The sequence below is a fragment of the Leifsonia sp. genome, assembly GCF_051955155.1.
In the GTDB taxonomy this organism is placed as follows: Bacteria; Actinomycetota; Actinomycetes; order Actinomycetales; family Microbacteriaceae; genus Leifsonia.
Genome location: NZ_JBQCGZ010000104.1, coordinates 1 through 10,719 on the forward strand (window position 1 = coordinate 1; position 10,719 = coordinate 10,719).

Annotated in this window: 10 protein-coding genes; 5 read left to right on the plus strand and 5 right to left on the minus strand. The window is 72.7% G+C overall.

Going from position 1 to position 10,719, the window contains the following annotated elements; translation table 11 throughout:
* Together ACTHMF_RS11460 and ACTHMF_RS11465 are read right to left on the minus strand one after the other, a co-directional pair.
* On the minus strand, nt 1-795 hold a 795-nt coding region (locus tag ACTHMF_RS11460; protein ID WP_440317673.1), incomplete at its 3' end, for a carbohydrate ABC transporter permease.
* Nucleotides 795-1,727, minus strand: a complete 933-nt coding sequence (locus ACTHMF_RS11465) for a carbohydrate ABC transporter permease (RefSeq protein WP_440317675.1) — start codon at nt 1,725-1,727, stop codon at nt 795-797. The genes ACTHMF_RS11460 and ACTHMF_RS11465, both read right to left, overlap by 1 nt.
* Before the next feature lie 143 nt (nt 1,728-1,870).
* On the opposite strand from ACTHMF_RS11465, the gene ACTHMF_RS11470 reads away from it, so the two are divergent.
* Nucleotides 1,871-2,923, plus strand: coding sequence for a LacI family DNA-binding transcriptional regulator (locus ACTHMF_RS11470; protein ID WP_314147811.1), 1,053 nt, complete (start codon nt 1,871-1,873; stop codon nt 2,921-2,923).
* Nucleotides 2,924-2,989: 66 nt separating this feature from the next.
* Here the strand turns inward: ACTHMF_RS11470 and ACTHMF_RS11475 are convergent, their stop codons facing one another.
* Both ACTHMF_RS11475 and ACTHMF_RS11480 read right to left on the minus strand, forming a co-directional pair.
* Nucleotides 2,990-3,367 carry a VOC family protein gene (locus tag ACTHMF_RS11475; protein WP_440317677.1) on the minus strand — a complete coding sequence of 126 codons (378 nt, stop codon included), beginning with the start codon at nt 3,365-3,367 and terminating at the stop codon, nt 2,990-2,992.
* Between the two features lie 43 nt (nt 3,368-3,410).
* Entirely contained in the window at nt 3,411-3,776 is a 366-nt protein-coding gene (locus ACTHMF_RS11480; protein ID WP_440317679.1) for a YciI family protein, read from the minus strand.
* A 199-nt stretch (nt 3,777-3,975) separates the two neighbouring features.
* On the opposite strand from ACTHMF_RS11480, the gene ACTHMF_RS11485 reads away from it, so the two are divergent.
* Complete coding sequence (locus ACTHMF_RS11485; RefSeq protein ID WP_440317680.1) at nt 3,976-5,628, plus strand: thiamine pyrophosphate-binding protein; 1,653 nt, start codon at nt 3,976-3,978, stop codon at nt 5,626-5,628.
* Between the two features lie 90 nt (nt 5,629-5,718).
* On the opposite strand, the gene ACTHMF_RS11490 is transcribed toward ACTHMF_RS11485, so the two are convergent.
* Complete coding sequence (locus ACTHMF_RS11490; RefSeq protein ID WP_314148272.1) at nt 5,719-7,116, minus strand: MFS transporter; 1,398 nt, start codon at nt 7,114-7,116, stop codon at nt 5,719-5,721.
* Between the two features lie 152 nt (nt 7,117-7,268).
* On the opposite strand from ACTHMF_RS11490, the gene ACTHMF_RS11495 reads away from it, so the two are divergent.
* The 3 genes from ACTHMF_RS11495 to ACTHMF_RS11505 form a co-directional block, all read left to right on the plus strand.
* Nucleotides 7,269-7,943 (plus strand): GntR family transcriptional regulator, encoded by a 675-nt coding sequence (locus ACTHMF_RS11495; protein WP_440317682.1) that lies wholly within the window; start codon nt 7,269-7,271, stop codon nt 7,941-7,943.
* A gap of 47 nt (nt 7,944-7,990) precedes the next feature.
* Nucleotides 7,991-9,967: a cellulose binding domain-containing protein gene (locus ACTHMF_RS11500; RefSeq protein ID WP_440317684.1), complete on the plus strand. Its 1,977-nt coding sequence runs from the start codon at nt 7,991-7,993 to the stop codon at nt 9,965-9,967.
* Between the two features lie 12 nt (nt 9,968-9,979).
* On the plus strand, nt 9,980-10,719 hold a 740-nt coding region (locus ACTHMF_RS11505), incomplete at its 3' end, for an IclR family transcriptional regulator (protein ID WP_440317685.1).

Sequence of the window (10,719 nt, forward strand, 5' to 3'; positions counted from 1 at the left end):
GCCGACCCCCGTCGCCTGCGCGCTCCACTGGCTGAGGCCGACCGTGAGGGGGTACCAGGTCGGATCGCTCAGCATGATGAGCGGCAGGAAGTAGTTGTTCCAGGTGGCGACGATCGCGAACAGCGCGACCGTGACGATGCCGGGCGCGAGCAGCCGCAGCGAGATTGTGAAGAAGGTGCGGAACTCGCCCGCGCCGTCCATCCGCGCGGCCTCCAGCAGCTCGGTGGGGATGGCCTCGCTGGCGTACGTCCAGATCAGGTAGAAGCCGAACGGGCTGATCAGCGACGGCAGGATGACCGCCCACGGCGTGTTGGTGAGCCCGGCCTGGCTGAACAGCAGGAAGGTCGGCACCGCGAGCGCGGTCCCCGGCACCGCGATGGCGCCGAGCACGACGGCGAACACCGCGCGCTTGCCGGGGAAGTCGTACTTCGCCATGCCGTAGCCGGCGACGGTCGCCAGCAGGGTGGCCCCGCCGGCGCCGACGACGACGTAGAGCAGGGTGTTGCCGAGCCACTGCAGGAAGATGCCGCCGCGGTAGCTGAACAGGTCGATGACGTTCTGGACCAGATTGAAGTCCTTGCCGAACCAGAGCCCGAACGAGCTGTAGAGGTCGGGCTGGCTCTTCGTCGCGTTCACGATCAGCCAGATCAGCGGCACGAACGAGTAGATGACGAAGAGCACCATGACGACCGTGAGGACGGGCGACTTGCGGATGCGGCGCGAGGGCGCGAGCTCGGAGCGGGCGGCGGCACGTCGGGTGGCGCGGCGGGTCCTGACGTCGGTGACGGCGGCCATCAGCGCATCTCCTTCCTGGAGCCGCGGAGCTGGACCACGTAGGCGATCACCGCGGTGACCACTCCCATCACGATCGCGACCGTCGCGGCGTAGTTGAACTGCTGCCCGGCGAACGAGAGGTTGTAGGCGTACATGTTCGGGGTGAAGTAGCTGCTGATCGCGTTCGGCGCCAGCTGCTTGAGCAGGTTCGGCTCGTTGAAGAGCTGGAAGCTGCCGATGATCGAGAAGATCGTGGCGATCACGATCGCGCCGCGGACCGCGGGGATCTTGATGCTGAACACCGCGCGGAACGCGCCGGCGCCGTCGATCTCCGCCGCCTCGTACAGCTCGCCGGGGATGACGCGCAGCGCGGCGTAGAAGATCAGCATGTTGTAGCCCAGGAACTCCCAGGTGACGATGTTGCCGATGGAGGCGAGGATCCACTGGCCGCTGAGCGGGGCGAGGTGGGTGCCGAGCAGCTGGTTGACGCTCGCGGTGAGCCCGAACTGGTCGCCGTAGATGAAGCCCCAGATGAGCGCCGCGACGACGCCGGGCACCGCGTAGGGCAGGAACAGCGCGATGCGGAAGAAGCCGGCGCCGTGCAGCCGGGCGCTGTCCAGGGCGAGCGCGGCGGTGAGCGAGAGCACCAGCATGATCGGCACCTGCACGAGCAGGAAGAGGGCGACCCGGCCGAGCGACTCCCAGAACTTGGCGTCCTGCAGGACGGCGACGTAGTTGCCGAGGCCGACGAAGGCGTTGCCGCCGATGAGCTGCTGCCGGAACAGGCTGAGGTAGATCGCGTAGACGACCGGCGCGACGATCATCAGGGCGAAGACCACCATGAACGGTGCGACGAAGGCCCAGCCTCGCCAGTCGCGGCGCGAGCGCTTGCCGCGGCGCCGCTGCGGTTTCGTGACCGGCGCGGCCGCCGGCGTGATGGACGTCGTCGTCATTGCCTTCCTCGGTTCTCGGGTGGTGCGGTGGTGCGGTGGTGCAGTGGTGCGGGCGATGTTTACGTCAACATCTGCTGCCGTACTCTAACATGTTGACGTCAACATGACGCAAGTCCCGCGTCGGATCACCAGAATGGGGAGTTATGACCGAGATCGCCGACCCCGCTCCCGCCCAGCGGCCCAGCCGCAAGCGCGGGCCGTCGCTCGGCGACGTCGCCGCCCACGCCGGGGTGTCGACGCAGACGGTCTCCCGGGTCGCGAACGGCCTCACCAACGTGGAGGCGGCCACCCGCGACCGCGTCCTGGCGTCCATGCAGGCGCTCGGCTACCGGCCGAACCGCGCCGCCAGGGCACTGCGGTCCGGGCGGTTCCGCAACATCGGCGTCGTGATGTTCACGCTGTCCTCGTACGGCAACATGCGCACGCTGGACGCGATCGCCGGCTCGGCGGCGACCGCCGGCTACTCGATCACCGTCGTCCCCGTCGAGCACCCGACCCAGCAGGATGTGAGCATCGCGTTCACGCGCCTGCTGGAGCAGGCCGTCGACGGCATCATCATCGTGATCGAGGCGCACATCGTCGACCGTGCCGACGTGGAGCTGCCGCCCGGGCTCTCGGTGGTCGTCATCGACTCCACCGAGCGGCCAGACTACCCGCAGGTGGACACCGACCAGGCGGAGGGTGCCCGGCAGGCGACAGAGCACCTGCTCTCGCTCGGCCACCGCACGGTGTGGCACATCTCCGGCCCCGCGGACTCCTACTCCGCCGCCCGCCGCGAGCAGGCCTGGCGCGAGACGCTCGCCGCGGCCGGCGCCGAGGCGCCCGAGGTGTTCCGGGGCGATTGGTCGACCGCCGCCGGGTACCGGCACGGCCGCGAGATCGCGGGCCGCCCGGAGATCACCGCCGTCTTCGCGGCGAACGACCAGATGGCCCTCGGCGTGCTGCGCGCCCTGCACGAGGCCGGCCGGCGCGTCCCGGACGACATCAGCGTCGTCGGCTTCGACGACATGGCGGAGTCCGACTCGTTCTGGCCGCCGCTGACGACCATCCACCAGGAGTTCGAGGCCACCGGCCGCCGCGCCGTGGAGCTGCTCGTCGCCGAGATCGAGGGCAGGCCGGAGCCCGTCCGCTCCTCGGTGCAGCCCACCCGCCTCGTCGTCCGCGCCAGCACGGGCCCCGCACCGGCCCGCGACTGACCGGCGTCCGCAGCTCGGCGACCGCGGCGACAACCGCCCGGACCTCCGGGGGAACGGAGGGCCGGTTCAGCCGCCCTGGATCACCGCGAACCGGTTCCCGTCCGCATCCCGCGCCTCGAACATCGGCGGGACGCCCGGCCACTGCAGCAGCTCCCCCACCTGCACGCCGCGCCCGGCCAGCTCCTCGCGCGTCCGCGCGGCGTCCGTCGCCTCGAACCGGATGCCGGTGTCGATGCCGGCCCGCTCGCCCTCGCCGGGCGGCACGAGCGACACCGACACCGGCGAGCCGGGCGGCGCCAGCATGATCCAGCGGCCGCCCTGCGGCAGCGGTGCGTCCAGGCGCACCTCGAATCCGAGCGCGTCGCGGTAGAACGCGAGCGCCGCCTCCTGGTCGGCGACCGGGATGGCGATGGTCGTGACCCCGGTGATCCCTGCATCCGTCATGAGCGCATCCTCCTCGCCGGGGCGGCCGCGCGCCAGAGCGGATTCAGCCGTGATCGACCAGCGGCCGCACCTCGACACCGCCGTGACCCTGGCGCGCCTCGGCGAGTCCAGCGGCGAGCGCGACGGCGTGGTCGCGATCCGGCGCCTCGATCACATAGAAACCGCCGATCACCTCCTTGGCCTCGGCGAACGGACCGTCGGTCTGGACCGGGGCGCCGTCCGCGCCCGTGCGCAGCGTCACCGCCTGCGTCGACGGCTCCAGCTCGCCGGAGGCGATGACCGACGCGCCGGCCCGCTCCCAGAACCCGCGGTGGCCGTCGTCGATCTTCCTGCGCTGCTCCGCGCTCTGCGCCGCCCAGCGGGCCTCGTCGCCGTTGATCAGGATCAGGTACTGCGTCATCGTGTTCATCTCCTCGAAGGTCGTGGCTCTCTGCCTACACCCTCACGTCGAACGGGATCCCGCGTTTTCGACGCCGGTATACTGCTGGGGTCCGGCCGGTCCACCGGCCCGGTGCTCGAAAAATGGGCACGAAGCCGCCCGCTGGGATGCGGCGCGCGAGACACATACGGAAACCACCACGTCCGTTCCCGTCTCGAAAGGCTTCGCCATGCCCTCCGTCTCCGCCCACGTCGCCGCCACCCTCGCCCAGCACGTCGACCAGGTGTTCGGGGTGATGGGCAACGGCAACGCCCACTTCCTGGACGCCCTCGAGCGCGAAGGCGCCGTCCCGTACACCGCGATGCGCCACGAGGCCGGCGCCGTCGTTGCCGCCGACGCCTATCACCGGGCGTCCGGCCGGCTCGCCGCAGCGACCGCGACCTACGGCGCCGGCTTCACCAACACGCTCACCGCGCTGGCGGAGGCGGTGCAGGCGCACATCCCGCTGGTCCTGGTCGTCGGCGACGAGCCGACCTCCGGTCCCCGGCCCTGGGACGTCGACCAGATCGCGCTGGCGAGCGCGGTCGGTGCGCGCACCTACACCGTCGGCCGGGCGGATGCGGCCGCGACGACCGTGATCGCGGTCGAGCACGCGCTCACCTATCGGGTGCCGACGGTGCTCGCCATCCCCTACGACGTCGCGACACGCGACGCCGGACCGGTGCCGCCCGCACCGTCCCCGGCGCTGCCCGCCCCGCTGGAGCCCGCCGGCCCGTTCGCGCTCGGCAGCGTCGCCGACGCCGCGGCGGCGCTCGCGACGGCGGAGCGCCCGTTCCTGCTGGCCGGCCGCGGCGCCTGGCTCGCCGGCGCCGGCGACGCGCTCGGCGCGCTGGCCGCGGCGACGGGAGCGGTCACCGCGTCCACCGCGCTCGGTCGCGGCGTGTTCCCCGACAGCAGGTACGACCTCGGCGTGACCGGCGGCTTCGGCGCGGAGGGGGCGATGGGGCTGGTCGGCTCGGCGGACGTCGCGGTCGTCTTCGGCGCCTCGCTCAATCAGTTCACGATGCGGTTCGGACAGCTGTTCTCGCCGGGCACCCGCGTCATCCAGGTGGATGTCGCACCCGCGGCGACGCACCCGCACGTCGGCGCGTACGTGCGCGGGGACGCGCGCGTCGTCGCGGAGGCGATGCTCGCCCAGCTCGCCGCGCTCGGGGCGTCGCCGTCCGGCTGGCGGGAGTCGCTGGATGTCGCAGCGCTGCGCGAGCGGCCGCGCGGCGACGGCCTCGCCCCCGACGGCCGCCTGGACCCGCGGACCGCAGCCGCGCGCATCGCCGAGCTGCTCCCGGAGGACCGCGTCGTCGTGTCCGACGGCGGGCACGTCATCGGCTGGGCGCACATGTACTGGCCGGTCGCCTCCCCCGACCGGATGCTGATGGTCGGCACGGCGTACCAGTCGATCGGGCTCGGCTTCCCGAGCGTCGCCGGCGCCGCGCTCGCGCATCCGTCCTCGACCATCGTGCTGACCACCGGCGACGGCGGCGGCCTGATGGCCCTGGCCGACCTGGAGTCCGCGGTCCGGGTCGCCGGCGGCCGCGGCCTGTGCGTGGTGTGGAACGACGCCGCCTACGGCGCCGAGGTGAACCTGTACGGGCTGAAGGGGCTCGCGCAGGGCCCGATGCGCATCCCCGAGGCGGACTTCGCCGGCCTCGGCCGTGCGTTCGGCGCCGAGGGCGTCGTGGTGCGCACCCCCGAGGACCTGGACGCCCTCGCGGAGTGGGCGGCCCGCCCCGCCGCCCAGCGCCCCTTCCTTGTGCTCGACCTGCGCATCTCCGGCGCCGTGATCGCCCCCTACCAGGAGGAGATCATCCGCGTGAACTCCTGACCGTGCGCCGCCCCCGTCCAGCCGCGAGGGGCACGTCGTTGTCGCTTGCGAGGCGAAGAGTCGACAACGACGTGCCCCTCGCGGGCCCGGTCAGGCGCGGGAGCCGACGATGGGGGATGCGGCCTGCTGCGCCTCGTGGTCGGGTCCGAGCGGGATGCGGGAGCGATCGCGCAGCAGCAGCGTGGCGATCAGCCCGATCACGGTCATCCCGGCCAGGTACAGCGTGACCGAGAACGTCGATCCCGTCGCCTGGACGAGCGCCGCCGCGATGGTCGGCGCGAACGCCCCGCCCAGGATCGCGCCGATCGCGTACGAGATCGAGACGCCGGAGAAGCGGATGGACGCCGGGAACAGCTCCGCGTAGTACGCGGCCTGCGGGCCGTACGTGAAGCCGAGGCCGATGGTCAGCACGGCGACGCCGGCGAAGACCGTCCACACCGTCCCCGCGTTCACGAGCGGGAACAGCAGGAACACGCCGACCAGCTGCAGCACCCAGCCCGCGATGTACGTGCTGCGGCGGCCGATCCTGTCGCTCAGCCAGCCCGCGAACCAGGTGGCGACGAGCCAGGTGACGGCCGATCCCGCCACCGCCCACAGCACCGGGCCGCGGTCGAGCGCGATCGGGCCGTCCGGGTTGGTCGCGTAGTTCTGGATGTAGCCGCCCGTGGTCATGTAGCCGACGGCGTTGTTGCCCGCGAAGATCAGCGCGGCGAGCACCACCAGCAGCGCGTGCTTGCGGAACAGCTGCACGATCGGTGTCCTGGTCTGCTCCTTGCGTTCGGCGATCTCGACGAACACCGGAGACTCCTCCACCCGGCGGCGCACGTAGTAGCCGATCAGGATGAGCACGATCGAGAGCAGGAACGGCACGCGCCAGCCCCACGCCAGGAACGCGTCGCCCGGGGCGATCAGAGCCATCAGCGCCATCGTGCCGGAGGCGAGCAGCAGGCCGAGCGGGACGCCGATCTGCGGAGCGACCCCGAACAGGCCGCGCCGGGCGGTCGGCGCGTGCTCGACCGCCATCAGCACCGCGCCTCCCCATTCGCCACCCGCGGAGATGCCCTGCAGGATGCGCAGCAGGATGAGCAGGATCGGCGCGGCGATGCCGATCGCGGCGTACGTCGGCAGCAGACCGACGAGTGCGGTCGCAACGCCCATCAGGATGAGCGTCAGCATGAGAACGAGGCGGCGGCCGTGCTTGTCGCCGAGGTGTCCGGCGATGAACGCACCGAGCGGACGGAACAGGAAGCTGATCCCGACCGTCAGGAACGAGAGGATGGTGGCGAACTGCGGCCCCGCGGGCTCGAAGAACAGCTGGCCGAAGACCAGGCCGGCGGCGGAGGCGTAGACGAAGAAGTCGTACCACTCGACCGTCGTGCCGACCACGGTGGCGAAGACCACCCGCTTGCGATCGGTGCTGGCCGCAATGCTGCCGGTCGGCGTGAACGCGGCGGATGAGACCGGCCGCGAGGATTCTGGTGTGCTCATTGAGGGGTTCTCCTTCGGTGACATCGTCGTCGGACGAGCTGCTGAGGCTCGGAGCATCTTGATTGTATATGATACGATTTCGAATATCGAACGGCATGTTCCGGGAGCGCATCATCGCGACGCGCACGGCGCGGGTCGCTAGGATCGCCTCGATGTCCACCGAACACCCCGCGCCGAGCAAATCCCAGGCCGCCTACGACTGGATCAAACTCCGGATCGCCCGCCGCGAGTACTCCCCCGGCTACCGCCTGGTGCTCGGCTCCCTCGCCGCCGACCTCGGCATGAGCGTCGTGCCCGTGCGCGAGGCGCTGCGGCAGCTGGAGGCGGAAGGGCTCGTCACCTTCGAGCGCAACATCGGCGCGCGCGTCACGATGGTCGACGAGTCTCAGTACCGCTACTCGATGCAGGCCCTCGCGATTTTGGAAGGCTCGGCGACCGGGCTCGCAGCGCCCGCGCTCACGCCCGCAGACATCGCGCGCGCCCGCGAGCTCAACCGCCGGATGGCCGAGAGCTTCGACCACTTCGACCCCGTCGCCTTCACCGAGCTGAACCACGAGTTCCACGCGGCGCTCTACGCGCCCTGCCCGAACCGCCGGCTGGTGGAGCTCGTGAACGCCGAGTGGGCGCGGCTCGGCACGCTGCGCAGCTCGACGTTCGACTTCGTCCCCGGCCGCGCGCAGGAGTCGGTGGCAGAGCACGACGAGATCCTGCGGCTGATCGAGACCGGAGCGCCGGCCGCCGAGGTCGAGTCGGCCGCCAGGCGGCACCGCTCGGCGACGCTCGACGCGTACCTGGACCACGAGCGCGAGGTCGGTCGCCTGACCTGAGCGGCGAACCGGCCGATAGTCGCCGGCAAGAAGCCTAGGAGGACCAGATGACCCGCTCCGCCTCCCGTCTCGCCGTCGCCCTCGCCGCGGTCGTCGCCCTGCTGCTCGGCTGCGGCGCCGTCGCCGCGACCGCCGCGTCCTCGCCCGCCCGGGTCGATGTCACCTGGACGACGTCGAACGCGTGGACGACGGGCTTCCAGTCGGCGGTGACCGTCCGCAACGGAACGACCACCACGCTCGCGCCGTGGCAGCTGCGGTTCACGTTCCCGCACACGCTCGTGAGCATCTGGTCGGCGACCGCGGTCCCGTCGGCCTCCGGCACGCTGACCGTCGCCGCGCCGTCGTGGGCGACGACGCTGGCCCCGGCCGCGAGCGCCGCGTTCGGCCTGACCGCAACGCGCGCGGGCACGGCCGCGATCGTTCCGACGGGATGCACGATCGTCGGCGGCCCGGCCGGCACGAGCATCCCGTGCGCGGTGAACGGCGGACCGGTTGATGCGGGAGGGACACCGACGTCGACGCCGACGCCGACGCCGACGGCCACTCCCACGCCCACGCCCACGTCGACGCCGACGCCCACTCCGACACCGACGCCGACGGCCACGCCCACGCCCACGCCGACGCCGACGCCCACTCCGACACCGACGCCCACTCCGACACCGACGCCGACTCCAACCCCCACCCCGACGCCCACCCCCACCCCCGGCGGCATCGACGTCGCCTGGACCGTCACCTCCGAGTGGACGGCCGGCTTCCAGTCCTCGGTCACCCTGACCAACCGCTCCACCGCCTCCCTCTCGCCCTGGCAGCTCGGCTTCACGACCGCCGCCGGCGTCGTCAGCCTGTGGGACGGCACCGCCGCGGCGAGCGCCGACGGCTTCACGGTCGCCGCGCCGAGCTACGCCAGGACCCTCGCACCCGGGGCGACCGCCACGTTCGGCCTCACCTCCGCCAAGGCCGCGGACGCCGGCCTCCTGCCGACGGGCTGCCGCGTGATCGGCGCGAGCCTGCCGTGCAGCATCGGCGGCTCCACGACCGGCCCGGCCCCGACCCCCTCCCCGACGCCGACGCCGGCACCGGATCCCGCACCGCTGCCGGGATCGACCGGCCCGCTGCTGATCGCCCCGTACGTGGACATGGGCCTGTGGCCGACCGTCGACCTGTCCGCCTTCGCGTCCTCCGCCGGCGTCAATGCGGTCACCGCCGCCTTCATCGTCGCCGACCGCTCCAGCGCGTGCTCGCCGACCTGGGCCGGCTACACCGCGTACACGATCGGAGGCTCGCAGGACTTCCAGAGCATCGTCTCCGCGTTCCAGGCGCGCGGCGGCCGCGTCGTCGCCTCGTTCGGCGGCGCGGCGAACGACGAGCTCGCGCGGGTCTGCACCGACCCGGCGAAGCTGCTCGCCGCGTACAGCGCCGTCGTCTCCCGCTTCGGACTGGACCGCGTCGACTTCGACATCGAGGGCGCCGACGTCTCCGACTCCGCGTCCAACCTGCGCCGGGCCGTCGCGGTCGCCGCCTTGCAGAAGCAGCGCGCCGCGGCGGGACACCCGCTCCAGGTCTCGCTCACCCTGCCCGTGATGCCCACCGGCCTGCTCGCGTCGGGCCTGCGCACCGTCCGCGAGTTCACCTCCGCCGGCGTCACCCTCTCGGCCGTGAACGTCATGGCGATGGACTACGGGACCGGCGTCACCGCGATGGGCACGGCCGCCGTCTCCGCGGCCACCGCGACCGCGGGCCAGCTCGCCGGCATCCCCGCGTTCGCCGGCTGGACGGACGCCCAGCGGCTCGGGATGGTCGCCATCACCCCGATGCTCGGCAGGAACGACACCGGCGAGGTCTTCACGCTCGCCGACGCCGGCACCGTCGGCCGGTTCGCCCGGTCGGCCGGGCTCGCCGGGCTGTCCTGGTGGGAGCTGACCCGGGACCAGCCGTGCGCCTCCGGCATCCCGGCGTACATGTGCTCGGGTGTCCAGGAGACGCGCTGGGCGTTCTCGCGGGCCTTCGTCGCCGCGGCGGGCTGAAAGAATGGGCGCATGGCCTCCCCCAGCGACGACGCGCCCGCGCCGCACTCGCAGACCCTCTCCCGCGGCATCCGCGTGCTGGAGGTGCTCGCCGACGCCGAGCGCCCGCTGACCATCGCGGAGCTCGCCGCAGCGCTCGGCGTGCACCGCTCGATCGTCTACCGCATCCTGCGCACGCTGGAGGACCATGGCCTCGTCGTCAGGAACGCCGCAGGGGCGGCCCAGCTCGGCCCCCGGATGGCGACGCTCGCCCGCTCGGTGTCGCGCAGCCTTCAGTCGGCGGCGCTCCCCCAGCTGAGCGCCGTCGCCAACGAGCTCTCGATGACCGCCTTCCTCGCCGTGCTCGACCGCCACGAGGTGGTCACCCTGGTCAGCATCGAGCCGGCGAACGCGCACGCCAGCGTGGCGCAGCGGCCCGGCACCCGGCACCCGCTGGCGAGCGGGGCGCCCGGAATCGCCATCCAGTCCGCGCTCACCGAGGAGCAGTGGAGCGAGCTGCCGGACGAGCACCCGCGCGACGAGGCGGCGACCGCCCGCCGGCTCGGCTACGCGACGAGCCACGACGAGGTCATCCCCGGCATCGCATCCGTCGCGGTGCCGCTCGTCGTGCACGGCCAGCCGCTCGCGTCGATCGCGGTCGTCTACGTGGCGAGCGACAGGGACACCGCGGCCGTGGGGGGCCGCCCCGCCGGGGGGGGCCCCCCGGGGGGGGCGGCCCCGGGGGGGGAGCCGCCCGGCCGGGGGGCCGCGGG

Coding starts and splice junctions, on each gene's coding strand:
- ACTHMF_RS11465 (WP_440317675.1), bottom strand. CDS start 1,727: ATGACGACGACGTCCATCACGCCGGCGGCCGCGCCGGTCACGAAACCG.
- ACTHMF_RS11470 (WP_314147811.1), top strand. CDS start 1,871: ATGACCGAGATCGCCGACCCCGCTCCCGCCCAGCGGCCCAGCCGCAAG.
- ACTHMF_RS11475 (WP_440317677.1), bottom strand. CDS start 3,367: ATGACGGATGCAGGGATCACCGGGGTCACGACCATCGCCATCCCGGTC.
- ACTHMF_RS11480 (WP_440317679.1), bottom strand. CDS start 3,776: ATGAACACGATGACGCAGTACCTGATCCTGATCAACGGCGACGAGGCC.
- ACTHMF_RS11485 (WP_440317680.1), top strand. CDS start 3,976: ATGCCCTCCGTCTCCGCCCACGTCGCCGCCACCCTCGCCCAGCACGTC.
- ACTHMF_RS11490 (WP_314148272.1), bottom strand. CDS start 7,116: ATGAGCACACCAGAATCCTCGCGGCCGGTCTCATCCGCCGCGTTCACG.
- ACTHMF_RS11495 (WP_440317682.1), top strand. CDS start 7,269: ATGTCCACCGAACACCCCGCGCCGAGCAAATCCCAGGCCGCCTACGAC.
- ACTHMF_RS11500 (WP_440317684.1), top strand. CDS start 7,991: ATGACCCGCTCCGCCTCCCGTCTCGCCGTCGCCCTCGCCGCGGTCGTC.